Consider the following 24,115-nt stretch of genomic DNA (forward strand, 5'->3'; position numbering starts at 1 on the left):
GCTATGTCACAACTGACCCACATTAACGCCGCTGGCGAAGCGCATATGGTGGATGTCTCCGCCAAGGCCGAAACGGTGCGCGAGGCGCGTGCTGAAGCATTCGTCACTATGCTGCCGGAGACGCTGGCGATGATAATCGACGGCAGCCATCACAAGGGTGATGTGTTTGCGACCGCCCGCATCGCCGGTATTCAGGCCGCGAAGCGTACCTGGGACCTCATCCCGCTCTGTCATCCGCTGATGCTCAGCAAGGTGGAAGTGAATTTGCAGGCGCAGCCGGAGCATCACCGCGTGCGCATCGAATCTCTGTGCCGCTTAACCGGGAAAACCGGCGTGGAGATGGAGGCGTTGACGGCTGCCTCCGTGGCGGCGCTGACCATCTACGACATGTGTAAAGCGGTACAGAAAGATATGGTGATTGGCCCGGTGCGTCTGCTGGCAAAAAGCGGCGGCAAATCCGGTGATTTTAAGGTGGAAAACCATGATTAAGGTGCTCTTTTTTGCCCAGGTCCGTGAGCTGGTCAATACCGACAGCCTGACGCTGGACGGCGCTTTTGCAAATGTCGCCGCTCTGCGTGCGCACCTGGCGGCGCAGGGTGACCGCTGGGCGCTGGCGCTGGATGAAGGCAAGCTGCTGGCCGCCGTGAATCAGACGCTGGTTGAATTTACGCACCCGCTGGCTGACGGCGATGAAGTGGCGTTCTTCCCGCCGGTCACAGGGGGTTAAGATGACGGACACCCGAATTCTGGTCGGCCCTGAACGCTTTAGCGTCGGTACCGAATACAGCTGGCTGGCAGAGCGCGATGAAGACGGCGCGGTCGTGACGTTTACCGGGAAAGTGCGCAATCATAATCTCGGCGACAGCGTAAAAGCGCTGACGCTGGAGCATTATCCGGGGATGACCGAAAAATCGCTGGCGGCCATTGTCGAAGAGGCGCGAGGCCGCTGGCCGCTGGGGCGCGTGACGGTTATCCATCGCATCGGCGAAATGTGGCCCGGTGAAGAGATTGTCTTTGTCGGCGTCACCAGCGCACACCGCACAAGCGCCTTTGCGGCGGGGGAGTTCATCATGGATTACCTCAAAACCAAAGCGCCGTTCTGGAAGCGTGAAGCGACGCCGGAAGGGGAACGCTGGGTGGAATCGCGGGACAGCGACACACAGGCTGCCAGCCGCTGGTAACAGGTTTATGAGGATGTGTTAGTCTTAACGTGTGTCTTTACTTAATCAGGAGTGAATCATGGACCGATTTCCGCGTTCCGATTCGATAGTACAGCAGACCCGTAGCGGGCTGCAAACCTACATGGCTCAGGTGTATGGCTGGATGACGGTCGGCTTGCTGCTTACCGCGTTTATCGCGTGGTATGCGGCAAACACGCCTGAACTGATGATGTTCGTCTTCTCCAGCAAAATCACCTTCTTTGGGCTGATCATTGCTCAGCTGGCGCTGGTGTTCGTTCTCTCCGGGCTGGTACACAAGCTCAGCGCGGGCATGGCGACTACGCTGTTTATGCTCTATTCAGCGCTGACCGGGCTGACGCTCTCCAGTATTTTCATCGTCTACACCTACTCCTCCATTGCCAGCACGTTTGTGGTAACCGGCGGGATGTTTGGCGTGATGAGCCTGTACGGCTACACCACTAAACGCGACCTGAGCGGTTTCGGCAGCATGCTGTTCATGGGGCTGATCGGGATTGTGCTGGCGTCGCTGGTGAACCTGTGGCTGAAGAGTGAAGCGCTGATGTGGGCGGTGACCTATATCGGGGTGGTGATCTTCGTTGGCTTAACCGCCTACGACACCCAGAAGCTGAAAAACATTGGTGAACAAATTGATGTTCGCGACAGTTCAAACCTGCGCAAACACGCTATTCTGGGCGCGCTGACGCTTTATCTGGACTTCATCAACCTGTTCCTGATGCTGCTGCGTATTTTCGGCAACCGTCGCTAGGATTGTTATGCCGGGTGGCGGCTTCCCCTTACCCGGCCTACGAAAGGCGAACCGTAGGTCGGGTAAGGCGAAGCCGCCACCCGACTTATTCACTTCGCTAACATCCTCTCATTCTTCGCGCGCAACTTCTTCGCCCGACTCTCCAGCACCAGATAACAGACCGTTGCCAGCGCCAGCGGCAGGAAATAGTAGATCATGCGGTACGCGAGCAGGGCGGCGATAATCGTTCCCTGAGAGACATGCTCACCCGCAAGCAGCGCGATAAACACCGCTTCCAGTACGCCAATCCCCGCCGGAATGTGCACAATCACGCCAGCAATACTGCTTACCAGCAGCACGCCCAGCACGAAGAAGTAATTCACATCTTCCCCAATCAGCAGCCAGATAATGGCCCCCATCGCCATCCAGTTGGCGCTGGATACCACCATTTGCAGGACGGCAAACTTCCATGAAGGCAGCACCAGCTTCTGCCCTTTAATGGTCATATGGCGACGTTTGGCAAAGGCGCAGGCCCACACGTAGGCCGCGATAATCAACAGCAGCACGATGCCAAGAATGCGCAGCGTCGCTTCATCGATGTACCAGTGCGCAGGCAGCTGTACCACGCCAATGGTGAAAATCACCCCGCCCAGCAGGATATACCCCAGCCAGTTGGTGGTAATACTCAGCGAGAAAATGCGCGTGATGGTGCCGCCCGGCAATCCGAGGCGGGAGTACAGGCGATAGCGCATGCCAATCCCGCCCACCCAGGTGCTCAGCGTCAGGTTAAAGGCGTAGCAGATGAACGACACCAGCATGACCTGCCGCTTTGCCAGCTTGTGCCCGCAGTAGGCGCGCCCTAACAGGTCATAGCAGCCGTACATCAGGTAACTTACTATCACCAGCCCAATGGCGCCCAGCAGCACCGTCCGGTTGTAGTTGCGGATAACTTTCCACACCTCTTCCCAGTCTACCTTTTGCGCGTACACCACCAGCAGTACCGCGACGGCGATGAAGAACAGCCACGTCAGGATTTTTTTCGCCAACCGCCAGCGAGGATGAGATTTCGACATCAGGTTTTCCCTCCATCTTCCGCCTCTACGCGGTCCTGGGTTTCCATTTCGGGTTGCACGGGCGGATCCACCAGCGCCAGTTTCGGCGTATGCGCCGGTAGCCAGCCCACCATGGCCGGGAAGTGGCGCAGGAAGTGGAACACCACCACGCCGATGCCCACGTTCCACCAGCTGCGTTTCGGCACCATGGATTCATCCACCCGCACGCAGTCTTTATTGATCAACCCCTGAAGGTTATCGCGCAGGGTCTGATTAAACTGACGATCGTGGATAATCAGGTTCGCTTCCAGGTTGAGCGATAAGCTCAGTGGATCGAGGTTACTGGAGCCGACGGTCGCCCAGTGGTCATCCATCACCGCCACTTTGCCGTGCAGCGGGCGGCGGCGATATTCATAGATCTGCACGCCGCTTTTAACCAGATAGCGATAGAGCAGACGCGCGCCCACCTTCACAATCGGCATATCGGGCTCGCCCTGGACGATGAGCTTCACGCTCACGCCGCGTCGGGCCGCGTTGCGCATGGCGTGTAAAATCCGGTAGCCTGGGAAGAAATAGGCGTTGGCGATAATCACCTCGCGCTTCGCGTTCGCCAGCATCTTCAGGTAATGACGCTCGATATCGTCCCGGTGCTCCTCGTTATCCCGCCAGACAAACAGCGCCTGCGCCTCGCCGGGCTTGCGGTTCTCTTCCGGGCGATGACGGCGTCGCCACCAGCGGCGAGCGGCCTCTTTGCCGGGTAGGTTTTCCAGCACGAACAGCTGGATGTCCTGTACCACCGGTCCCTCAATGCGGATCGCATAATCCTGTTTGGCCTCAGGGCCGTAATCCGACATATGCTCGGCTGAGTAGTTGATGCCGCCCACGAAGGCCACCGTTTCGTCCACCACCACAATTTTGCGGTGCATTCGGCGGAACAGGTTGGTGCGCATGCCGAACAGACGCGGGCCGGGATCGTAATAGCGGAACACCACCCCTGCGGCGGTGAGTTCGTTAACAAATTCGTCGCTCAGATCCGGCGAACCATACCCGTCGAGCAGAACCTCAATTTTTATACCGCGACGGGCGGCATGCAGCAGCGCGCTGTGCAACTGCCTGCCCACGTCGTCTTCAAACCAGATGAACGTTTCCAGGAATACTTTCTGCTGTGCGTGGCTTATCGCCTCAAAGACCGCCGGATAAAAATTATCGCCATTTTCCAGCAGCGTAATACGGTTACCTTCCTGCCATGTGCATTTCATAAGTGGATCTCCGCGCTGAGTGGGGCATGGTCGGAGAGATGTCGCCAGTTGAGCAAGGCCAGCGCCGTCGGGCTACTGGCGTGGGCATTTTTTACGTAGATGCGGTCAAGGCGCAGCAGGGGGAAGCGCACCGGAAACGTCCGCGCGGGACGACCGCGGGCGCGGGTAAAAATCTCCTCCAGCCCCGCATTGACCTTCAGCGGATGGTTGGCGCGCTGACGCCAGTCGTTAAAATCACCGGCTACCACCACGGGTTCGCCCTCGGGCAGCGCATTCGTCCACTCGGCCAGCATCTGAAGCTGAGCCTGACGGTGGGCTTCACGCAGGCCGAGGTGAACGCAGCCCACGTGAACAGGAAAATCGAGATCCGGCGGCGCGATGCGGCAGTAAAGCAACCCACGCTTTTCGCTCTCGCCGACCGACACGTCGCGATTTTCATAATGTTCAATAGGATAGCGCGACAGCACCGCGTTGCCGTGATGCCCCTCCGGGTAGACCGCATTGCGCCCGTAGGCGTAATCGCTCCACATCGTGTCCGCCAGAAATTCGTAGTGTGGCGTGTCGGGCCAGTTTTCGAAATGCATCGGGTGCACCTCGTGCGCGCCCATGACCTCCTGAAGGCAGACAATATCGGCGCTGACGGTGCGTACCGCGTCGCGCAGCTCCGGTAAAATGAAGCGGCGGTTAAATGCTGTGAAGCCCTTATGAATGTTAATCGTCAGCACCTTGAGTGAGAAATGCTGCGTTTTTTTGCTCATAAACACCTTCCTGGGTGACTATCCCGATGAAAATAAAGTGTAGTAGGCGTCACAAAAAGATGCGGCGTTACGGAATTTTCCGTAAAGTGCGGTAGTCTGAACTAGCAGAGAAAAATCCTTCAGGAGAGAAGCCATGAAGTGGCAACAACGCGTTCGTGTCGCAACCGGTTTGAGTTGCTGGCAGATAATGTTGCATTTACTGGTCGTGGCCGTACTTGTAATGGGCTGGATGAGCGGCACGCTGGTGCGTGTGGGCTTAGGGCTATGTGTGCTTTACGGCGTGACCGTGCTGTCGATGCTGTTTTTACAGCGTCACCACGACGCGCGCTGGCGTGAAGTGGGTGATGTGCTCGAAGAGCTCACCACGACCTGGTATTTTGGTGCGGCAATGATCGTCCTGTGGCTGCTGTCACGCGTGCTGCAAAATAACCTGCTGCTGGCCCTGGCGGGTCTGGCTATCCTCGCAGGGCCGGCAGTGGTGTCGTTGCTCACCAAAGAGAAAAAGCTACGCGATGTTTCGTCTAAACATCGCATAGGCCACTGAGCCCGTTGTGGCCGCGATGACCAGTAGCGGCCACAAACTTCCCCACACAATATCCAGACTCGCATCCTTCAGATAGATTTGCTTGGTGATATCCGTGAAGTGACGAATCGGGTTTACCCACGTCAAATCCTGTAACCACACCGGCATGTTCTCAACAGGCGAAACGTACCCAGATAGCAAAATCGCCGGCATCATAAAGACAAACACCCCGATAAACGCCTGCTGCTGGGTTGAGCAGAGCGCGGAAATCAGCAGTCCAAACCCGACCAGCGACAGGCCGTAAATCACCATCGTGAAGTAAAACAGCGCCAGCGATCCGGCAAACGGGATCTGGTAGGCCCAAATCCCGACGCCCAGCACGATGGTGGCCTGGAAGGTGGCGACGATCAGCGCCGGCACCGCCTTGCCGACAAATATTTGCCAGGTGGCGAGCGGAGAGACCAGCAGCTGATCCAGCGTGCCCTGTTCACGTTCGCGCGCCACGGACAGCGAGGTGACGATCATCACGCCAATGGTGGTGATCATGGCGATAAGCGACGGGACCACAAACCACTTGTAGTCCAGATTCGGGTTGTACCAGTTGCGCACCACCAGCTCGCTGTTGTTCGGCTTCGGTTTGCCCGTCATCAGCTCCTGCTGATAATCCTTCACCACCTGTTGCAGGTAGTTTGCCGCAATCTGGGCGCTGTTGGAGTTGCGCCCGTCGAGGATAAGCTGCATCGGCGCGGTCTGGAAGGTGTCCAGGTTCCGGGAGAAATCCGCCGGGAAGCGCACCAGCAGTAACGCTTCCTGCGTGTCGATGGTGGGCTGGATCGCCTGCGGGCTTTTCAGCAACAGGACATGGGTAAAGGCCTTAGCGCGGGCGAAACGCTGGGTCAGCTCGACGGAATGCTTGCCGTTGTCTTCGTTGTAAATCGCGATGGTGGCGTTAGTGACCTCCAGCGTGGCGGCAAACGGAAACAGTACAACCTGAAGCAGCACCGGCAGCACCAGAATGGCGCGGGTCTGCGGCTCACGCAGCAGCGATTGCAGCTCTTTGCGGATCAATGTCCATAAACGGTGAAACATCGCGTCGTCCTCCTGTCGGTTGGCGCTTGCGCTTACCCGACCTACAAAATCCGATGGCTAATCTAATCTTCTTTTCGTTTTCATCCACGTCAGGCCGATAAACATCACCGCCGACGCCAGCAAAAACAGGGTGTTGATAATCAGTACCACCGGGATATTCCCCGCCAGGAACAGGCTTTGCAGGGTGCTGACAAAGTAGCGCGCCGGAATGATGTAGGTCACGGCGCGGATCACCGCCGGCATGCTGTCTATCTGGAAGATAAACCCGGAGAGCATAATCGACGGCAGAAAAGCCGCGTTCAGCGCCACCTGCGCGGCGTTAAACTGGTTGCGAGTGATGGTGGAAATTAACAGGCCCATCCCCAGCGTGCTCAGTAAAAACAGGCTGGTAATAAAGAACAGCACCACCAGCGAGCCGCGGTACGGCACGCCGAGGATAAAGACGGCGACCAGCATGCACAGCAGCATCGCCAGCATGCCGAGAAAGTAGTAGGGGATAAGCTTACAGAGCAAAAGCTCGACGCGCGTCACTTCGGTTGAAAGCAGCGCCTCCATGGTGCCGCGCTCCCACTCGCGGGCGATGACCAGCGAGGTGAGGATCGCGCCAATCACCGTCATGATGATGGTCACCGCCCCCGGAATAATAAAGTGCTGGCTGATGGCGGCGGGGTTAAACCAGTAGCGCGTCTGCACGTCAATCAGCGGTTCAAACGTCTCCCCCCGGTCTTCGGCGCGCTGCATCTGCCACAGCTGCCAGATCCCCTCCGCATAGCCCTGCACGAAGTTGGCGGTGTTCGGCTCGCTGCCGTCGGTAATTACCTGGATCGGCGCATCGGCGCCCGGGCGCGCCATGTTGGCGGCAAAATCCACCGGGATGACGATCAGGCCGCGAATTTTCCCGGCCTGCATTTTCTGGATCAGTTCCTGCCGGCTGTCGCTGATGGTGGCGTCGATGTAAGGCGAGCCGGTCATGGCGTGGGTGAAGTCCAGCGCCTCTTCGCTCTGCTGCTCCAGCAAAATCCCGACCCGCAGCTTGCTGGAGTCGAGGTTAATCCCGTAGCCAAAGATAAACAGCAGCAGCAGGGGGATCACCACCGCAATCAGCCAGCTGCTGGGATCGCGCACGATCTGCCGCGTTTCTTTGATGCACAGGGCGCGCACCCGGCGCCAGGAAAGGGCGTTACTGCGCATGAGCATTCTCCTTATCCCAGTCGTGGATGAGGGTGATAAAAGCCTGCTCCATGGTCGGGTCTGGCTGTGCGTCGTCGGCGGCCTGCGCTTTCAGGTCGTCCGGCGTGCCGTGGGCAATCAGCTTGCCGCGATAGACCAGCCCGATGCGGTCGCAGTATTCCGCCTCATCCATAAAGTGGGTGGTGACCATCACGGTCACGCCTTTTTCCACCATGCTGTTGATATGCAGCCAGAATTCGCGGCGGGTGAGGGGGTCCACGCCTGACGTGGGTTCATCAAGAAACAGGATATCCGGCTCGTGCATCAGTGAGCAGGCCAGCGCCAGCCGCTGCTTGAAGCCAAGCGGCAGCGCGTCGGTAGCGTGTGACGCGATATCGGTCAGACCGAAGGCCTCGCACATGCGGTCGATTTTCTCGTTCTGCGCCCGCCCCCGCAGGCCGTAGACGCCGGAGAAAAATCGCAGATTTTGCTCAACCGTCAGGTTGCCGTAGAGCGAAAACTTCTGCGCCATATAGCCCAGATGCTGGCGCGCCTTGCCGGAGCTGACTTTAAGATCCATGTCCAGCACCAATGCTTTGCCGGACGTCGGCACCAGCAGGCCGCACATCATTTTAAAGGTGGTGGATTTTCCCGCCCCGTTCGGCCCGAGCAGGCCGAAAATCTCGCCACGCTTCACGGCAAAATTGACGTTATCGGTGGCGGCGAAATCGCCGAATTTTTTGGTCAGCGATTTCGCCTCGATGACCGTTTCGCCCGGTGTGCCTTCCACCGTGTGCAGAATGGCGCCAAGCGGTGATTCTGAGGTTCCCGCCCCGCCCAGAAGGTCGATAAACGCATCTTCAAAGCGCGGGGCGGTTTCCTGCATCTCAATCTCAGGCATCCCCTGCGCCTGGCGGATACTCTCGGCGGTCGCCTCTTTGCTGAGGATCACGCGCACCGAGCGGCCCTGAATCATGCCGTCGCTGATCTGCGGCAGCTTCAGCACCCGTTGCAGCAGCGTGCGGTTGGACTCCTGCGGACTATGCAGCAGAAAACTTCGCCCGGCCATGGTGTGCGTCAGCTCGGTGGGCTCGCCCTGATAGAGCAGTTCGCCTTCGTTCATCAGCAGCACGTCGCGGCACTGCTCCGCTTCATCAAGGTAAGAGGTGCTCCAGAGGATCAGCATGCCGTCACCCGCCAGCTCGTGCACCATCTGCCACAGCTCGCGGCGGGAAATCGGGTCCACGCCCACGCCGGGTTCATCCAGCAGCAGCACTTTTGGCTCGCCCACCAGCGTACAGGCCAGCCCCAGCTTCTGCTTCATCCCGCCGGAAAGCTTGCCCGCCAGCCGGTCGGTGAACGGGCCGAGGGAGGTAAATTCGAGCAGTCGGGCAAAGGTTTTCTGCCGGGTTTCGCCGGTGACGCTGCGCAGGTCGGCGTACAGATTGAGGTTTTCCATTACCGTCAGATCTTCGTACAGGCCAAACTTCTGCGGCATATAGCCGAGTATGCCGTGGAGCGCCGCGTCGTCTTTGATCGGATCGAGGCCAAGCACGCGGGCCGATCCCTCGTCCGGCTTCAGTAAGCCCGCCAGCATCCGCATCAGCGTGGTTTTACCCGCGCCGTCCGGCCCCACCAGCCCGGTCACATAGCCTTTCTGAATGGTGCAGTTCAGCGGTGCGACCGCCGGTTTGTCCATTCCCGGGAAGCGTTTGACCAGATTATTGAGCTGGATAACCGCATCATTCATGTCGTTCCCCGTCGTTTAAGGTCACGGTAACAGGCATGCCCTGACGCAGCGCGTCGTCCGCGTCGGTGACGATGATGCGCAGGCGGTACACCAGGTCGGTGCGCATGTCCGGCGTTTCAACGGTCTTCGGCGTGAATTCGGCGGTAGGGGAGACGAAGCCCACTTTACCGTGATACGGCTTGTCCGGGCGACCGTCGGTATAGAGCAGCAGCTCGCGGCCCGGCTGCATCTGGCCGAGATTCGGTTCATCAATGTAGGCCCGCACCCAGACCGGACGGGTTAAGGACAGCGTCAACACGGTGCTGCCTGCGCTGAGCATGCTGCCCGGCTCCACGGCGCGGGTCATCAGCGTGCCGTCAGACGGGGCGATGAGCGTGGTATCGTGCAGATCCAGCTCCGCCTGGGCTAACTGCGCCTGCGCCTGCTCGAGGCTGGCCTTCGCCTGGGCGATGTCTTGCGCGCGGTTACCGGAGCGGTACTGGCTGAGCTTATCCTGTGCCGATTTCAGCGTCGCCTGCGCCTGGTCACGGGATGAACGCGCGTTTTCCAGGTCGTTGGCGGAAATGGTGCGGCTTTTCCACAACCCCTGCTGGCGGTTGTAGAAGTTCTGCGCGTAGTCATAGGCGGCTTTGGCCTGCTTAACGGCAGCCGCCGCCTGGGAGATCTCTTCGTCACGATAGCCCGCCAGCATCAGGTCGTACTGCGCCTGGGCGACGGAGACGCCTGCTTTTGCCTGCATCAGCGCGTTCTCAAACGGGGCTTTGTCCAGCATCCCCAGCGTCTGCCCGGCTTTGATGGCGTCGCCTTCGTCAACGCTCAGCGAGGTGAGACGCCCGCCAACGCGGAAGCTCATATTCACGGTGCGGATATCCACGTTGCCGTACAGCGTCAGGCCGCGATCCTGCTGGCTCTGATACCACAGCCAGCCGCCGATTCCCGCAGCAAGCAAAACAACAACCACCAGTATGATGGCGACAGGTTTTTTCATGACTTATGGCTCCTTTGCGTTAAGCCTTGCAGGATAAGATCAACGTGACAGGTAATGACCTGGCTAATTTGCCCGGCTTTATCCTCATCGAACTGTGTCCAGCCCGTACGTAACAGGATGGTCTCGCGCCCCAGACGGAAGGCGAGCACTTCGCCCAGCAGGGCGTGGGTATGCAAAATGGTGTCGGTATCGCCGGCGTCCCGTCCGGTATAGGCGGCGATCAGCCGGGTCAGATGGCTATGCATCGGGGCGATCACCTGATCGTGCACCAGCTGGTAGGCGGCAGTGGGGGAGAGCTGCTCGCGGGAGATAAATTTGCTCAGGTTCAGCGTATCGTCGTGCGTCAGCAGGCGGATCATATTGTGGCAGGCGTTAAGGATCAGCTGGCGGATGGTCGCCCGGTCCGGCTCTGGCTGGCTGAATAACGCGGTGGCCTCTTCCACGTGCGGACGAAAGCTGGTGTCGATAAAATCCGCGATCCACTGGGCGCAGGCGAGATATAAATCCTCTTTTGAACCAAAATAGTAGGTAATGGCCGCAATATTCTGCCCGGCCTGGGCGGCGATATCCCGCGTGGTGGCATGCAGACCATACTCGCCAAACTGTGCCAGCGCGGCGGCAATCAGCTGACTTTTCGCCTGTTCGCCTTTGGTCGTCGTTGGGGTTGTATTCATAGCGTCATTAAAAATTAATCAATCGATTGATTAAGATTATGCCTGATTTCCGCAAACGTCGAGCCATCACCGGGGATATTTATGCGCCACGTCACAAAAGCTGCTACACTCCGCACCTTCGCGACATTGTGGTTTTTGTCCTCTTATTCGTTATATCTCCCTGAAAACTACACCTGTGATGGTCGGGGCGGTTCGGAGTTTTTATGTCTTTTGATTCCCTTGGTCTGAACCCGGAAATTCTGCGCGCCATCGCAGAGCAGGGCTACGTTGAGCCAACCCCTATCCAGCAGCAGGCCATTCCGGCCGTGTTGCAGGGCCGTGACCTGATGGCCAGCGCGCAGACCGGTACCGGTAAGACTGCGGGCTTTACCCTGCCGCTGCTAGAGCTGCTGGTAAAAAACCAGCCGCACGCCAAAGGACGCCGTCCGGTGCGCGCGCTGATCCTCACCCCAACCCGCGAGCTGGCAGCCCAGATTGGCGAGAACGTGCGTGAGTACAGCCGCTACCTCAATATTCGCTCGCTGGTGGTGTTCGGCGGGGTGAGCATTAACCCACAGATGATGAAGCTGCGCGGCGGCGTGGACGTACTGGTGGCAACGCCGGGTCGTCTGCTGGATCTGGAGCACCAGAACGCCGTGAAGCTCGACAGCATTGAAATCCTGGTGCTGGATGAAGCCGATCGCATGCTGGATATGGGCTTTATTCACGACATTCGCCGCGTGCTGGCCAAGCTGCCGGCGCGTCGCCAGAACCTGCTGTTCTCCGCGACCTTCTCCGATGAGATCAAGGCGCTGGCGGAAAAGCTGCTGCATAACCCGCTGGAAGTGGAAGTGGCGCGCCGCAACACCGCCTCCGAACAGGTGACGCAGCACGTGCACTTCGTTGATAAGAAGCGCAAGCGGGAGCTGCTCTCCCAGATGATCGGTCAGGGCAACTGGCAGCAGGTGCTGGTCTTTACCCGCACCAAGCACGGCGCCAACCATCTGGCGGAACAGCTGAATAAAGACGGCATCCGCAGCGCGGCGATCCACGGCAACAAGAGCCAGGGTGCGCGTACCCGCGCGCTGGCGGACTTCAAATCTGGCGATATTCGCGTGCTGGTGGCGACCGACATCGCTGCCCGTGGCCTCGATATTGAAGAGCTGCCGCACGTGGTGAACTACGAGCTGCCAAACGTCCCGGAAGATTACGTTCACCGTATCGGTCGTACCGGCCGTGCGGCGGCCACCGGTGAAGCGCTCTCTCTGGTTTGCGTGGATGAACACAAACTGCTGCGCGACATTGAACGCCTGCTGAAGAAAGAGATCCCGCGCATCGAAACCCCGGGATATGAAGTTGACCCGTCAATCAAAGCCGAGCCGATTCAGAACGGTCGTCAGGGCGGCGGTCGCGGTCAGGGCGGTCGCGGCCAGCAGCCGCGTCGTTCCGAAGGCGGCGCGCCAAAATCCGCGGGCAAGCCGCCGCGTCGTAATAACGACGGCAAACCGGCCGGTGAAAACCCGTGGCGCAGCGGTGAAGGTAAACCGGCAGGCGAGGGGCAGCGCCGACGCCGTCCGCGCAAGCCTGCTAACCCGCAGTAATCTGGAAGCCCGGTCGTAAAGCCGGGCTTTTCTTTTTGCGACGGCGAAGAGAAAGTGCCACAATAGTGGCTGTTTATACAGTATTTCAGGTTTTCCAATGGCTTTAACCGCCGCGCTGAAAGCGCAAATAGGCGCCTGGTATAAGGCGCTACAGCAGCAGATCCCCGACTTTATCCCCCGAGCGCCGCAGCGGCAGATGATTGCCGATGTGGCAAAAACGCTCGCCGGGGACGACGGGCGACATCTGGCGATTGAAGCCCCGACCGGCGTCGGGAAAACCCTGTCGTATCTCATTCCCGGCATCGCCATCGCGCGGGAAGAAGACAAAACGCTTGTGGTCAGCACCGCGAACGTGGCCTTGCAGGATCAGATCTTCAGCAAAGATTTGCCGCTGCTGCGCAAAATCATCCCCGATCTTCGCTTCACTGCCGCCTTTGGGCGCGGGCGGTATGTCTGCCCGCGCAATCTGGCGGCACTGGCCAGCAGCGAGCCCTCGCAGCAGGATCTGCTCGCGTTTCTTGATGACGAGCTGACGCCCAATAACAAGGCGGAGCAGGAGCAGTGCGCAAAGCTGAAGGCCGATCTTGATGGCTACAAGTGGGACGGCCTGCGGGATCACACCAGCCAGGCGATCGGCGACGACCTGTGGCGCAGGCTCAGCACCGATAAAGCCAGCTGCCTGAACCGCAACTGTCACTACTACCGGGAATGCCCATTCTTCGTCGCCCGACGTGAAATTCAGGAAGCGGAGGTGGTTGTCGCCAACCATGCGCTGGTCATGGCCGCGCTGGAGAGTGAGGCGGTGCTGCCGGAGCCGAAAAACCTGCTGCTGGTGCTTGATGAAGGCCACCATCTGCCTGACGTGGCGCGGGATGCGCTGGAGATGAGCGCAGAAATCACCGCCCCGTGGTTTCGTCTTCAGCTGGATCTGTTCTGCAAGCTGGTGGCGACCTGCATGGAGCAATTCCGCCCGAAAACCACGCCGCCGCTGGCGGTCCCGGAGCGGCTGAGCGAGCACTGCGAAGAGGTGTACGGCCTTATCTCTTCGCTCAATAACATCCTCAACCTCTATCTTCCCGCCGCCCAGGAAGCGGAACACCGCTTTGCGATGGGGGAGCTGCCGGAAGAGGTGATGGACATTTGCCAGCAGCTGGCGAAGTACCTCGAAAAGCTGCGCGGGCTGGCGGAGATGTTCTTAAACGATCTCAGCGAGAAAACCGGTAGCCATGACGTGGTGCGTCTGCACCGCATTCTGCTGCAAATGAACCGCGCGCTGGTCATGTTTGAAGCCCAGAGCAAGCTCTGGCGGCTGGCCTCCATGGCGCAGGCATCGGGCGCACCGGTCACCAAATGGGCCACCCGCGAGGTGCGGGACGGGCAGGCCCATCTGGTCTTCCACTGCGTGGGCATCCGCGTGGCCGATCAGCTGGAAAAGCTCATCTGGCGCAGCGTGCCGCACGTGGTGGTGACGTCGGCGACCCTGCGCTCCCTGAACAGTTTTTCACGGTTGCAGGAGATGAGCGGCCTGAAAGAGAAAGCGGGCGACCGCTTTGTGGCGCTGGACTCGCCGTTCAACCACTGCGAGCAGGGCAAGCTGGTCATTCCACGCATGCAGTACGAGCCGCTCATCGACAACGAAGAGCAGCATATTGCGGAGATGGCGGCCTACTTCCGCGAGCAGGTCGAGAGCAAAAAATACCCCGGCATGCTGGTGCTGTTTGCCAGCGGACGGGCGATGCAGCGCTTCCTGGAGCACGTCACCGATCTGCGTTTACTCCTGCTGGTGCAGGGCGACCAGCCCCGTTACCGGCTGGTGGAAACCCATCGCAAGCGCATCGACAGCGGCGAGCGCAGCGTGCTGGTGGGGCTACAGTCCTTTGCTGAAGGGCTGGATTTGAAGGGAGATTACCTGACGCAGGTGCATATCCATAAAATCGCCTTCCCGCCCATCGACAGTCCGGTGGTGATCACCGAGGGCGAGTGGCTGAAAAGCCTCAACCGCTATCCGTTTGAGGTGCAAAGCCTGCCCGCCGCCTCGTTTAACCTGATCCAGCAGGTGGGGCGTCTGATTCGTAGTCACGGCTGCTGGGGGGAAGTGGTGATCTATGACAAGCGTCTGCTCACCAAAAGCTATGGTCAGCGGCTGCTGAACGCGCTGCCGATCTTCCCGATTGAGCAGCCGGAGGTGCCGGAGGTAAAAAAACGCCCGGCAAAACTGGCCGCCGGGCGCAGGAAAAGCATCCGTGCTAAGGGGCGCGGTCCTACTGGTAAGTGAAGGTCACCTGAATCACGCTGCTGAACGTGCCGGCGGTGACGGGCATGGCCGTGGCGTAGTAGCGTGCGGACAGTGGGAACGTGGCCGTATGATCGCTCGGGTTAATGGCGGCGTTAAAGGCGGCCTGCGGGGCAATCAGGATCTTGTCCTGACGGTCGGCCAGCTCCAGCGCCAGCCCTTTTGCGCTGCCGATATTGGCGAATTTCGTCGGGTGCACGCTGTCGGCCTGGCCGTAGAAATAGGCCGTGGCAAGCGCAAGCGTGGCCGGGCAGTGCGACACCGAGAGCGAAAAGTCTTTCCACTCGCCGGTATCCCCCACGTCTTTAAAACTGCCCGACACCGCCTGGCCTAAATCTACCGTCAGGTTGCGGCTGGCGCTGTCAATGATGCAGGTGTTGGCGTAAATATTCCCGTTCATCTGGATCTGGATATCGTCGGCGTGAGCTTGGGCGATCAGCCCCAGCGCCAGAATCGCAATACGCTTTTTCATGTCGGTCACTTATAGGCGAGGGTAATGGTGGCAACGGTGTTGGCAGGTCCTGGCGTAACAACATCGCTGACCTGCTCGTAACGAACCTCAAACGGGATCACCAGCGTTTCGTTGGCAATGGCCTCGCTTTGCGTGTTCACATAGGTATCAAAGGTGGCGATATGGTCATCAAACAGCATTCTCACCCCGACGCCGGTTGCCACGCCGGTCTGCTGCGTGAGCTTAAGCACCCCTTCGAACGCCGATTCATAGCCGTTGGCGCTGGTGACCTTAACCTCTGGCTGCACGGTGCTGTTGCAGTTCACCGTAACGTCAAAGTTTTGCGCCGGACTTGACAGCATCCCGACGCTGACAAAATCGCTCACCGGGAAATCGCCCAGGTTTACGGACAGGTTTTTCGGCAGGACGGAGCAGGTCACGTTCTGAAGTTCAACGTTCCCGGCATAGGAAAGGGTGTTCGGATCGCTGATGCCTTCATGTTGATAAACGCCGATGCCAAACTTTGACTGCGCCTGAGAAAGCGAACCGGATTTCACCGTATTGCTCGTTTTAACCAGCTCCAGCGTCACGTTAAAATTGAACGCCTCGCTGGAGTCCGTTGAGACAAACCCGAGCGGCGTGGCGGTGGAATTACAGTACATGCCGCCCGCGCCGGTAATTCGCTGACCTTTATCATTCATCAGCGCCACGCCAACGCCCTCAACGCCCGACTCATAAACGCCGGAGAGCCCCGGTATTTCGAGACCCGAGCCGTAGTAGCACGCCACAATCGGCAGCCCGTAGTCAGAAGGGTTATAGCAGTTACCCGCCACGTGAACGGTTTGTTCCGTACCCGGGATAGTGGCGCCCACGGGCAGGGTGCTGGAGACGGAGATGGCGGCGACGTTAATCTGCCGGGGCAAATCGGACGACGTACAGGTTGCCTTCGCGTGCGGCATAAATAACGCCGCGGTCCCGAGAACCAGTAAGAAAAAGCACTGTTTAATCATTTGCATAATCGTTAGCCTGAACGGTGGATCAGTGACACTGCGCGGCAGCGTTAATGATGCTGGTTTTCTCTTTCTCATCCGTTAGCGCATAGTCAGCGATGCAGCGCTCGCTCGCGTCCTGTCCCCAGGAAACGGCGAGATGCCCCTGCTGCGGCAAACCTGAGAGATAGGTCTGGCCGTCATTACCGACGATAAATTCGCTGTCCTTATCCTCCGTGGTGACCGTCGCGCCGAACGGCAGCGGTTTGCCGTTGTGCGTGAGCGTCATCAGTACGCGGTTGCCCACGCGGGTGTTAAAGCTGGCGCGCACCACGGCCCCGCGGGTTGGGGTGACGATCTGCGCCGCGTGGGTGACGTCGGCGTCGTCCGGCAGCGTTTCGGTATCCAGCGCAATGGTGTTGTGGCGGTACGCGGTGACGAACGGCACGACGGTGTAGCCGCGGAAGTCGGTTTCAACGCCTGTCTGGTTAGTAATGTGCGTCCCGTGCGTGCCCGGTGCTTTCACCAGCGCGATGGTTTCACCGAGCGGCTGGCTCAGGGTTATCCCGTTGGCGTGGGCCACCACGCCGCCCTGTAGCCCGACGTTCACGCTCTGCTGATATTTATCCTGACTGACGCCGCCGCTCAGTTCGCCGTACGTTGCTTTGTAATCGGCGTTAAGGCTGGTGGAGTTACCGCTGCCGGTACTGCTCAGCCCTTCCTGAATATTCCAGTTCAGGTTGTCCTCTTTCAGGGCCGTACCGTTCAGACCGATGTTCTGCGTGGTGCCCTCTTTGGTGTTGTTCAGGTTGTAGGTGGCCCAGGTGTTATGCATCCAGCGATCCAGCGGAACCGAGACGCTCAGCGCGAACTGGTTATCGTTCGTCACCTCATTGCCGTCTTCGTCACTGTCGTTGGTGTTTTTGTTCATGCTGTAGCTGAGGCTGTAGCTCACGCCGTGCCAGCTGTTGTTGTAGCTGACGCTCACGGAGGTCATGTTCTGGCTCTGACTCCAGTAGGTCTCTTTCACCAGGCTCAGGGTCAGGGACCCCCAGCCTTCTGGCAGCGTCTGGTCAACGGTGGCTTCGGTGCGGGCGCGGCGCTGCTGCGGTGCAGACCAGTCGTCAGCGCGGGTATAGGACTCCATGGTGTCTTCCAGGGTGTAAAACCCTTTGCTGTTATAGCGATAGCCGGCCAGCGAGAAGTTAGTGCCCGAGCGGACGATATCTTTGCTGTAGCGCACGCGCCACGACTGGCCTTTGCTGGCCTGCTGTTTTTTCAGCAGGGCTTTGGCACGGGTGACGTCAATCGAGAAGGCGCCTAAATCGCCCATGTTTTTCCCGACGCCGACCGCCTGAGACTGATAATGGCTGCTCTGCTGCACGCCACCGTAGGCGGTAACACCGTAGGGTAAACCGTAGATGGCGCTCCCCTGGGCAAACGGGGACTTTTCCACGTCTTTGTCATAAGAACGATAGCGCCCGGCGGTCACGCTGTAGCGCAGGTTTTTCTCACGCTGCAATACCGGCACGGAGGCAAACGGCACCACGAAATGGCTTTCGCTGCCGTCGGTCTCTTTCACGGTCACCTGGAGGTCGCCGCTGCTTCCGGTGGGATAAAGATCGTTAATTTCGAACGCGCCCGGCGCGACCGTGTTTTGATAAATGACGTAGCCGTTCTGGCGAACCACCACCAGCGCGTTGCTGTGGGCGGTGCCGCGAATAATGGGCGCATAGCCTTTCTCACTGTCCGGCAGCATGTCGTTGTCGGATTTCAGCTCCACGCCGGTGTAGGGCACGCTGTCAAAAACATCGGCAGGCGATGAGCTCTGGCCGACGGTGATGTCGCTTTTCATCGCCACAATATCGCGCTGCGCATAGGTATAAACGGAGGTGAATTTTTGCTCCTCCTCCTTACCCGTGGTGCTGCGATTCCAGGTGGAATAGTTGCGAACGCGCCATGCGCCAACGTTCAAACCCGGACGCAGGTTAACGTACTGGCTGCTGTTATCCTGCTCGCCGTGCTGGCGTGCACGGCTGTGGCTGGCATTTGCGCTGTAGTTAAGCAGGCCCGCAGTGATGCCTTCGTCAAACGCTTTCGGGTCAATGTAACCGCGAGGCACCTGGCCCAGCGCCGTTTGGGGAATGCTCAGCAGCAGCTGCTGGTTGCGAACGCGAAAGGTTGCGGATGCCGCAGGGATGACGCGTAAATTGGCGCACTGGCCTTTGGCCATCAGCTGCGGAAATTTTTTGGTCTTGATACCGAGGCTTTTTAAATCGTCCAGGCTAAAACAAGGTTGCAGCGTGCCGTTGCCCTGCGGATCTTTCTCAAGCGTAAAGGTCACGTTGCGGGTATCAATTTTATTATTATTGATAAACACCGCGACCTCATATTTTCCCGGTGCCTGGCCGGGCCCTTTTTCATAAACGGACAGATCGGTTTTTCCCTGCTGGGGATTATCAATATCCAGCAGGGCAGGGTTAAAATAATCATCAGCCATTACCTGCTGGGCAAAGATCGCCATTGCCAGGCCACAAAGAATGACCAGCAGTGATGAAATTCGGCAGGTGAACGGCTTTTTATCGCTGTACATGATTATTTTATTACCGGGGAAGTATTAATGAACGGATTTCGACAACGTATGGCTGATGCTGCCGTAATCAGTAATAATGGAATACGTCACGTTCGAGCCCCCGACATTACCCGGTAAGGCAAAATGCGTTTCCGTTTTCGGAACGGCCCAGGTCGCTTTCGTGACTTTCTGACCGTTCAGCGTGACGGTCTGGAAATTCATATAGAAGGGCGTAGGGTTATTCACCACCAGGTCGTTGCCTTCGCGATGCCATTCAAGTTTATCGGCCACATCTTCCGGTCGGCCTTTTACCGCAGACGGGCGATACAGCAGTTTAATGCGGGTGTTGATTGCAATTTGCAGCGTATTCACGCCCTCAACGTGCTTTGAGGAAGGGATCGCTTTAATGTTCAACCAGTACAGGGATTCCCTGTCTTCCGGTAAATTTCCGCCCGTACGCACCACGCGCAGAACGTTATCTTCCTGCGCATCCAGACGGAAAAGCGGCGGGGTGATCAGGAACGGGGCTTTGGCCTGGTTTTTACCGCCGGAATCGACCCAGGACTGCACCAGATAATCCGTCGCATCTGGATTTGAAAGACCAAGAGAAGATTCCTTCTTATCTCCCTGATAGACCAGCCGGGTGCCATTAATAATGACGCCTGCATGTGAAGTGGCGGCTACCAGTAAAAGCGTGCTCAGTAAATAACCGTGGCGCATAAAGATTTCTCAATTAATAGAGGAGAGAGTAATGCTCGCAAAAGCATTACTCTCTCCGGATTGATAAGATCAGTTATAAATAACGGTGAAGGTCGATACAGAGTTAGCGGGGCCTGCGGTAATTGCCGCGCCGGTTTGAATATAGCGCGCGCCGAACTCCAGATCGTTAACCGCCGTACCGGAGGTTAATTGATACTGCTGCGACGGTGTATACAGGCTGACCGGCTGCTCGGACGCATCCACCAGCTGAATCGCCACGCCCGTCGCCGCATCGGTATCTGGCGTTAAGGCAAGCGTTGAATTGTTATTCGCATCCGGCTTACCGCCGAAATTAATCGCAGCGGAGGTGACCGTGTCAGGGCAATTCGTTAACTTAATATCAAACCGCGTTAAGGTGCTGGTAGAGCCTGCACCGGTAAATACCGTTTTAGACACTTTACCCAACTGCACATTTAATGGATTACTTAATCCATTCACGACCTGACAAGCCGAATCGATAATTTCACCGGTGAAGTTTATTTGTCCTTCACCGTTTGTTGCCGCAAACGTGGATGCAGAACATCCCACCGCTGCGGCGATGATTAAACCTAAAGCAACCTTGTTCATAGCAAATCCTGATATGTTTCTGGCGAGAACGTTGCCTGGACGTTTCACCGTTGACCCTTAATGACTTTTCGTGGGTTATTTAATCAAAAAATGTATGGTTATGAATTAGCCATAGAAATCACAAATAATTGAAAAAAAGGTTGTGTTTATTTTTTATCATCAAAACAGAAGGTTGCCTTGCCTGATAAAAAACTAACGGCCAGCCAGTCATCAGGGCTATATTGTTAACAAGATGATGCAGTCAGGAGAAATGTCGTGGATTACCGCAAAATTATCAAAGAGGTAGGGCGTGGAAAAAACCACGCTCGCGATCTGGACCAGGAAACAGCCCGTGCGTTGTACACGCACATGCTGAATGGCGACGTGCCGGAACTGGAAATGGGCGGCATACTGATTGCGCTGCGTATTAAAGGGGAAGGTGAGGCGGAGATGCGCGGCTTTTATGAGGCCATGCAGTCGCAGACAATGCGCTTAACCCCGCCCGTCACGAAGCCGATGCCGATTGTGATCCCGACCTATAACGGCGCGCGTAAACAGGCAAACCTCACGCCGCTGCTGGCTATTCTGTTGCAGAAGCTCGGTTTCCCGGTGGTGGTCCATGGCGTGAGCGAAGATCCGACGCGCGTGCTGACAGAAACCATACTTGAGTTGTTAGGCATCGAACCGACCCTCCATGCCGGCCAGGCGCAGGCAAAGCTGGAAGGGAACCAGCCGGTCTATATCCCCGTGAGTGCGCTCTGCCCGCCGCTGGAAAAGCAGCTGGACATGCGCTGGCGCATGGGCGTACGTAACAGCGCTCACACGCTGGCAAAGCTGGTGACGCCGTTTGCCGAAGACGCCGCGCTGCGTCTTTCCAGCGTCTCCCATCCGGAGTACGTGACGCGCGTCGGGCAATTCTTTGCCGAAATCGGTGGGCGGGCGCTGCTGATGCATGGAACCGAAGGGGAGGTTTACGCCAATCCCCAGCGATGTCCGCAGATGATGCTCATTGAGCCTGCCGGGACCCGCGTTGTGCTTGAACGTGGGGAAGAAAGCAGCGATGTCATTCTGCCTGAATCGAAAGATCCGCAGGTTACCGCGCACTGGATCGTGCAGTGTCTGGCCGGAAAGGTGCCGGTTCCGCAGTCGATCCGGCTGCAAATGGCCTGCTGCCTGCTGGCTACGGGAGAAGTGGAAACGGTAGAAGCCGGAATGCAGCGCGTGGCGCAGTCCTTTTAAATAAAAAAAGCCCGTCCAGTGGCGGACGGGCAAACAAAGGGTAACAACAACAGGGTCAATGAGGGTTGGAGCATCTCACCAGAGGGAGGGTGAGGGTGGAGCAAAATTCGTTCGATTATTTGTAGATAACCGCAGTACCGCTCAGTTTGTTATTACCGTTAGCGGAGGTAATGGTGTATCCACTTGCGCCGGCAGCCGCTGCTTTCTCAGCCAGTTTTGCTTCCAGACCGTCCAGCGTGGTTGCGCCTTCTGCACTCACCACACCGATTTTATTCAGATTCTGTGCCTGAGTAGAAGAAACAGGCTCTACAGCGAAAGCGCCGAAAGAGAGGGCGGACAGGGCAACAGCAGCAACAGCATATTTGATCGTTTTCATGGCTAAATTCTCGCAGGTTATTCTGTTAAGGGGACGATGTTCCGTCGATGTGATAAGTATCACGCTTTTTTGCGAGAGATAAAATCGAAGAGAATTGACGTGGTTGCTCAAAAAATTTGAATGACAAATAACTTATTGATTATTAATAAATTCATACGCACGATTTACACTTCTTGCTGAAGCGCTTTACAGAACGGATGACAAGGGCACGTTTTGCTACGCGCTTCGCTAAAAGTCGTGAGCGTAAAGGAAGCGGCAAGTGGGGTTAGCTTCGGTAAAGGAAAGTCAACGTAACTGGCTGTCTTTCGATCCTCTGCGATTATATCCTGAATGTGAAGCGTTTTTTGAATCTTTCTCCTGCTGGCAGGCGATGCAAAGCCGTACGCCGGGAATGGCTTTACGCCGTGCCTCGGGAATGGGTTCCCCGCACTCTTCGCATTCCGTCAAGCTTTCGCCGCGCGGAATTTCGCCGCGAGCACGCGCGACCGCATCTTCAATGGTACTGTTGATCTGTTCGTTAACGGCGTCGTCATTCGCCCAACCGGAAGCCATACTGTTCCCCTGAGTGGTTAAAGCCATATTATCAATATGGGGTTAAAAAACGCACAGTCAAGGCGCAGAGAAAGAGAACTGCATCCGCAGGACGGATGCAGTCCGGAAGGAGGTAGGTTATTTATAGATAGTCGCGGTGCCGTACATATGGTTATCGCCACCGGCGGCATTTACCACGAAGCCTTTAGACCCTTCCTGACGGGCTTTTTCGGCCAGCTTGTCCTGAAGGTCATCAAGGTTGCTTGCCCGGCTGACGGAGACAGTCCCGGCAGCGCGTAGCTGGCCGGTGTCGGTGCTGTCGGTCAGAGGCTGAACGGACCAGGCAGAGAATGATGCGCCTGCCAGCGCACCCGCAATAATAAAGGTCAGATACGTTTTCATCATCACATCCTCAGGGAAACAACAGGTGATTCCTTTTTAGTTTAGAAGCCTGACGAGTGTGATTTAACGCAAAAATTTGATGATGATCTGCGTGTTTTTTGAACGATAAATACTGACAATTTGCTGACAGATCATAGACATACAGGTGGCTGATTTTTGTCGTTTTTTTGTGCGGCTCAGAGAGATATTTACCCCCGCGCCGTCACAGGGTATCTTACGCGGCTGTTTAAAGGAGAATGCCATGACTTCCCAAAAGCCGGGATTGCACCCGCGTAACCGCCACCGTAGCCGCTACGACATGAAAGCCCTGTGCCAGAGCTGCCCTGAGTTGCAGGATTTTATCGTTCAGACCCCAGCCGGTGAACCGTCGGTCAACTTCGCCGATCCGCTGGCGGTTAAAACGCTGAACAAAGCGCTGCTGGCCCATTTTTATGGCGTTACGCACTGGGACATCCCTGAAGGCTTTCTCTGCCCGCCGGTGCCGGGGCGTGCGGATTACGTCCACCACCTTGCCGATCTGCTGGCGGAGGACCACGATGGCGTAGTGCCGAAACAGGCTACCGTTCTTGATATCGGTACCGGCGCAAACCTGATCTATCCCCTGATAGGCGCGCATGAGTACCAGTGGCGATTTACCGGCAGCGAGATCGGTAACGAAGCGTTCGCCAGCGCGCAGGCCATTATTAACGCTAACCCGGGGTTAAGCCGAGCCGTTCGCCTGCGTCGTCAGAAGGATGCGGCTGCTATTTTCAACGGCATTATTCACAAGAACGAAAATTATGATGCCACCCTGTGCAACCCGCCGTTCCACGACTCCGCCGCCTCCGCACGGGCGGGAAGCGAACGCAAGCGGCGTAACCTGGGTCAGGCTGAAGATGGCGCGCTAAACTTTGGCGGCCAGCAGCAGGAGCTGTGGTGCGAGGGCGGGGAAGTGGCCTTCATTCTGCGCATGATTGCCGAGAGTAAAGGCTTCGGTCGCCAGGTGAAATGGTTTACCACGCTGGTCTCCCGTGGCGATAACCTGCCGCCGCTTTACCGTGCGCTTACCGACGTCGGTGCGGTGAAGGTCGTCAAAAAAGAGATGGCGCAGGGCCAGAAACAGAGCCGCTTTATCGCCTGGACCTTTATGGACGATAACAAACGCCGCAAATAGCACCCCATCGTAGGCCGGGTTAGGCGAAGCCGCCA

25 protein-coding genes are annotated in these 24,115 nt (G+C 57.6%); 9 read left to right on the top strand and 16 right to left on the bottom strand.

Going from position 1 to position 24,115, the window contains the following annotated elements; all coding sequences use genetic code 11:
* The first annotated feature begins 3 nt into the window (after positions 1-3).
* Genes moaC through INF58_RS10115 form a run of 4 tightly spaced genes read left to right on the top strand, consistent with a single transcriptional unit; the run spans position 4 to position 1,947 of the window.
* Entirely contained in the window at positions 4-489 is a 486-nt protein-coding gene (gene moaC, locus INF58_RS10100) for a cyclic pyranopterin monophosphate synthase MoaC (protein ID WP_063449301.1), read from the top strand.
* Positions 482-727, top strand: a complete 246-nt coding sequence (gene moaD, locus INF58_RS10105; protein ID WP_193527613.1) for a molybdopterin synthase sulfur carrier subunit — start codon at positions 482-484, stop codon at positions 725-727. The genes moaC and moaD overlap by 8 nt, the downstream gene beginning before the upstream one ends.
* A gap of 1 nt (position 728) precedes the next feature.
* On the top strand, positions 729-1,181 hold the full coding sequence (moaE, locus tag INF58_RS10110; RefSeq protein ID WP_193527614.1) for a molybdopterin synthase catalytic subunit MoaE: 453 nt from the start codon (positions 729-731) through the stop codon (positions 1,179-1,181).
* Positions 1,182-1,239: 58 nt separating this feature from the next.
* Positions 1,240-1,947: a Bax inhibitor-1/YccA family protein gene (locus tag INF58_RS10115; RefSeq protein ID WP_063866155.1), complete on the top strand. Its 708-nt coding sequence runs from the start codon at positions 1,240-1,242 to the stop codon at positions 1,945-1,947.
* Positions 1,948-2,036: 89 nt separating this feature from the next.
* Here the strand turns inward: INF58_RS10115 and INF58_RS10120 are convergent, their stop codons facing one another.
* From INF58_RS10120 to INF58_RS10130, 3 genes are read right to left on the bottom strand one after another with little or no spacing between them, the layout of a single operon-like run.
* A complete protein-coding gene (locus INF58_RS10120; protein WP_063866156.1) occupies positions 2,037-2,999 on the bottom strand; it encodes a YbhN family protein in 963 nt (320 codons plus the stop codon).
* Positions 2,999-4,237 carry a cardiolipin synthase ClsB gene (gene clsB / locus INF58_RS10125; RefSeq protein WP_063449296.1) on the bottom strand — a complete coding sequence of 413 codons (1,239 nt, stop codon included), beginning with the start codon at positions 4,235-4,237 and terminating at the stop codon, positions 2,999-3,001. The genes INF58_RS10120 and clsB overlap by 1 nt, the downstream gene beginning before the upstream one ends.
* On the bottom strand, positions 4,234-4,995 hold the full coding sequence (locus INF58_RS10130) for an endonuclease/exonuclease/phosphatase family protein (protein ID WP_063866157.1): 762 nt from the start codon (positions 4,993-4,995) through the stop codon (positions 4,234-4,236). The genes clsB and INF58_RS10130 overlap by 4 nt, the downstream gene beginning before the upstream one ends.
* 133 nt (positions 4,996-5,128) lie before the next feature.
* Between INF58_RS10130 and INF58_RS10135 the strand changes: the two genes are divergently transcribed.
* Positions 5,129-5,539 (top strand): YbhQ family protein, encoded by a 411-nt coding sequence (locus tag INF58_RS10135; protein WP_006809522.1) that lies wholly within the window; start codon positions 5,129-5,131, stop codon positions 5,537-5,539.
* Here INF58_RS10135 and INF58_RS10140 read toward each other — a convergent pair.
* From INF58_RS10140 to cecR, 5 genes are read right to left on the bottom strand one after another with little or no spacing between them, the layout of a single operon-like run.
* On the bottom strand, positions 5,501-6,607 hold the full coding sequence (locus INF58_RS10140; protein WP_193527615.1) for an ABC transporter permease: 1,107 nt from the start codon (positions 6,605-6,607) through the stop codon (positions 5,501-5,503). The genes INF58_RS10135 and INF58_RS10140 overlap by 39 nt on opposite strands.
* 57 nt (positions 6,608-6,664) lie before the next feature.
* Entirely contained in the window at positions 6,665-7,798 is a 1,134-nt protein-coding gene (locus INF58_RS10145) for an ABC transporter permease (protein ID WP_193527616.1), read from the bottom strand.
* A complete protein-coding gene (locus tag INF58_RS10150) occupies positions 7,788-9,527 on the bottom strand; it encodes an ATP-binding cassette domain-containing protein (RefSeq protein WP_107534967.1) in 1,740 nt (579 codons plus the stop codon). Before INF58_RS10150 ends, INF58_RS10145 begins: the two co-directional genes overlap by 11 nt.
* Positions 9,520-10,515: a secretion protein HlyD gene (gene hlyD / locus INF58_RS10155; protein ID WP_193527617.1), complete on the bottom strand. Its 996-nt coding sequence runs from the start codon at positions 10,513-10,515 to the stop codon at positions 9,520-9,522. Before hlyD ends, INF58_RS10150 begins: the two co-directional genes overlap by 8 nt.
* Entirely contained in the window at positions 10,512-11,189 is a 678-nt protein-coding gene (cecR, locus tag INF58_RS10160) for a transcriptional regulator CecR (RefSeq protein ID WP_193527618.1), read from the bottom strand. Before cecR ends, hlyD begins: the two co-directional genes overlap by 4 nt.
* Positions 11,190-11,392: 203 nt before the next feature.
* Between cecR and rhlE the strand changes: the two genes are divergently transcribed.
* Both rhlE and dinG read left to right on the top strand, forming a co-directional pair.
* Complete coding sequence (rhlE, locus tag INF58_RS10165; RefSeq protein ID WP_193527619.1) at positions 11,393-12,769, top strand: ATP-dependent RNA helicase RhlE; 1,377 nt, start codon at positions 11,393-11,395, stop codon at positions 12,767-12,769.
* Between the two features lie 97 nt (positions 12,770-12,866).
* Positions 12,867-15,044: an ATP-dependent DNA helicase DinG gene (gene dinG / locus INF58_RS10170; RefSeq protein WP_193527620.1), complete on the top strand. Its 2,178-nt coding sequence runs from the start codon at positions 12,867-12,869 to the stop codon at positions 15,042-15,044.
* Here the strand turns inward: dinG and INF58_RS10175 are convergent.
* From INF58_RS10175 to INF58_RS10195, 5 genes are all read right to left on the bottom strand, one after another.
* Positions 15,031-15,534, bottom strand: coding sequence for a fimbrial protein (locus INF58_RS10175; protein ID WP_193527621.1), 504 nt, complete (start codon positions 15,532-15,534; stop codon positions 15,031-15,033). The genes dinG and INF58_RS10175 overlap by 14 nt on opposite strands.
* A gap of 5 nt (positions 15,535-15,539) precedes the next feature.
* A complete protein-coding gene (locus INF58_RS10180) occupies positions 15,540-16,529 on the bottom strand; it encodes a fimbrial protein (RefSeq protein ID WP_193527622.1) in 990 nt (329 codons plus the stop codon).
* A 22-nt stretch (positions 16,530-16,551) separates the two neighbouring features.
* Positions 16,552-19,095 carry a fimbria/pilus outer membrane usher protein gene (locus tag INF58_RS10185; RefSeq protein WP_193527623.1) on the bottom strand — a complete coding sequence of 848 codons (2,544 nt, stop codon included), beginning with the start codon at positions 19,093-19,095 and terminating at the stop codon, positions 16,552-16,554.
* A 24-nt stretch (positions 19,096-19,119) separates the two neighbouring features.
* Positions 19,120-19,794 carry a molecular chaperone gene (locus INF58_RS10190; protein WP_193527624.1) on the bottom strand — a complete coding sequence of 225 codons (675 nt, stop codon included), beginning with the start codon at positions 19,792-19,794 and terminating at the stop codon, positions 19,120-19,122.
* A gap of 69 nt (positions 19,795-19,863) precedes the next feature.
* Positions 19,864-20,400: a fimbrial protein gene (locus INF58_RS10195; RefSeq protein WP_063449285.1), complete on the bottom strand. Its 537-nt coding sequence runs from the start codon at positions 20,398-20,400 to the stop codon at positions 19,864-19,866.
* A 255-nt stretch (positions 20,401-20,655) separates the two neighbouring features.
* Between INF58_RS10195 and ybiB the strand changes: the two genes are divergently transcribed.
* Complete coding sequence (gene ybiB, locus INF58_RS10200) at positions 20,656-21,618, top strand: DNA-binding protein YbiB (RefSeq protein ID WP_107534975.1); 963 nt, start codon at positions 20,656-20,658, stop codon at positions 21,616-21,618.
* Between the two features lie 115 nt (positions 21,619-21,733).
* On the opposite strand, the gene ybiJ is transcribed toward ybiB, so the two are convergent.
* The 3 genes from ybiJ to mcbA form a co-directional block, all read right to left on the bottom strand.
* Positions 21,734-21,994, bottom strand: coding sequence for a DUF1471 family protein YbiJ (gene ybiJ, locus INF58_RS10205; RefSeq protein ID WP_107534976.1), 261 nt, complete (start codon positions 21,992-21,994; stop codon positions 21,734-21,736).
* A gap of 285 nt (positions 21,995-22,279) precedes the next feature.
* A complete protein-coding gene (locus INF58_RS10210) occupies positions 22,280-22,546 on the bottom strand; it encodes a DksA/TraR family C4-type zinc finger protein (protein ID WP_063449282.1) in 267 nt (88 codons plus the stop codon).
* A 117-nt stretch (positions 22,547-22,663) separates the two neighbouring features.
* The gene (gene mcbA, locus INF58_RS10215; RefSeq protein ID WP_193527637.1) at positions 22,664-22,927 is read right to left on the bottom strand and encodes a DUF1471 family periplasmic protein McbA; all 264 of its coding nucleotides are present in this window, start codon (positions 22,925-22,927) and stop codon (positions 22,664-22,666) included.
* A gap of 241 nt (positions 22,928-23,168) precedes the next feature.
* Between mcbA and rlmF the strand changes: the two genes are divergently transcribed.
* Entirely contained in the window at positions 23,169-24,080 is a 912-nt protein-coding gene (gene rlmF, locus INF58_RS10220; protein ID WP_063866173.1) for a 23S rRNA (adenine(1618)-N(6))-methyltransferase RlmF, read from the top strand.
* The last annotated feature ends 35 nt before the right edge of the window (positions 24,081-24,115 follow it).

The organism is Enterobacter cloacae complex sp. P24RS (assembly GCF_014982165.1).
Taxonomy (GTDB): domain Bacteria; phylum Pseudomonadota; class Gammaproteobacteria; order Enterobacterales; family Enterobacteriaceae; genus Enterobacter; species Enterobacter quasihormaechei.

Coding starts and splice junctions, on each gene's coding strand:
- moaC (WP_063449301.1), top strand. CDS start 4: ATGTCACAACTGACCCACATTAACGCCGCTGGCGAAGCGCATATGGTG.
- moaD (WP_193527613.1), top strand. CDS start 482: ATGATTAAGGTGCTCTTTTTTGCCCAGGTCCGTGAGCTGGTCAATACC.
- moaE (WP_193527614.1), top strand. CDS start 729: ATGACGGACACCCGAATTCTGGTCGGCCCTGAACGCTTTAGCGTCGGT.
- INF58_RS10115 (WP_063866155.1), top strand. CDS start 1,240: ATGGACCGATTTCCGCGTTCCGATTCGATAGTACAGCAGACCCGTAGC.
- INF58_RS10120 (WP_063866156.1), bottom strand. CDS start 2,999: ATGTCGAAATCTCATCCTCGCTGGCGGTTGGCGAAAAAAATCCTGACG.
- clsB (WP_063449296.1), bottom strand. CDS start 4,237: ATGAAATGCACATGGCAGGAAGGTAACCGTATTACGCTGCTGGAAAAT.
- INF58_RS10130 (WP_063866157.1), bottom strand. CDS start 4,995: ATGAGCAAAAAAACGCAGCATTTCTCACTCAAGGTGCTGACGATTAAC.
- INF58_RS10135 (WP_006809522.1), top strand. CDS start 5,129: ATGAAGTGGCAACAACGCGTTCGTGTCGCAACCGGTTTGAGTTGCTGG.
- INF58_RS10140 (WP_193527615.1), bottom strand. CDS start 6,607: ATGTTTCACCGTTTATGGACATTGATCCGCAAAGAGCTGCAATCGCTG.
- INF58_RS10145 (WP_193527616.1), bottom strand. CDS start 7,798: ATGCGCAGTAACGCCCTTTCCTGGCGCCGGGTGCGCGCCCTGTGCATC.
- INF58_RS10150 (WP_107534967.1), bottom strand. CDS start 9,527: ATGAATGATGCGGTTATCCAGCTCAATAATCTGGTCAAACGCTTCCCG.
- hlyD (WP_193527617.1), bottom strand. CDS start 10,515: ATGAAAAAACCTGTCGCCATCATACTGGTGGTTGTTGTTTTGCTTGCT.
- cecR (WP_193527618.1), bottom strand. CDS start 11,189: ATGAATACAACCCCAACGACGACCAAAGGCGAACAGGCGAAAAGTCAG.
- rhlE (WP_193527619.1), top strand. CDS start 11,393: ATGTCTTTTGATTCCCTTGGTCTGAACCCGGAAATTCTGCGCGCCATC.
- dinG (WP_193527620.1), top strand. CDS start 12,867: ATGGCTTTAACCGCCGCGCTGAAAGCGCAAATAGGCGCCTGGTATAAG.
- INF58_RS10175 (WP_193527621.1), bottom strand. CDS start 15,534: ATGAAAAAGCGTATTGCGATTCTGGCGCTGGGGCTGATCGCCCAAGCT.
- INF58_RS10180 (WP_193527622.1), bottom strand. CDS start 16,529: ATGCAAATGATTAAACAGTGCTTTTTCTTACTGGTTCTCGGGACCGCG.
- INF58_RS10185 (WP_193527623.1), bottom strand. CDS start 19,095: ATGTACAGCGATAAAAAGCCGTTCACCTGCCGAATTTCATCACTGCTG.
- INF58_RS10190 (WP_193527624.1), bottom strand. CDS start 19,794: ATGCGCCACGGTTATTTACTGAGCACGCTTTTACTGGTAGCCGCCACT.
- INF58_RS10195 (WP_063449285.1), bottom strand. CDS start 20,400: ATGAACAAGGTTGCTTTAGGTTTAATCATCGCCGCAGCGGTGGGATGT.
- ybiJ (WP_107534976.1), bottom strand. CDS start 21,994: ATGAAAACGATCAAATATGCTGTTGCTGCTGTTGCCCTGTCCGCCCTC.
- INF58_RS10210 (WP_063449282.1), bottom strand. CDS start 22,546: ATGGCTTCCGGTTGGGCGAATGACGACGCCGTTAACGAACAGATCAAC.
- mcbA (WP_193527637.1), bottom strand. CDS start 22,927: ATGAAAACGTATCTGACCTTTATTATTGCGGGTGCGCTGGCAGGCGCA.
- rlmF (WP_063866173.1), top strand. CDS start 23,169: ATGACTTCCCAAAAGCCGGGATTGCACCCGCGTAACCGCCACCGTAGC.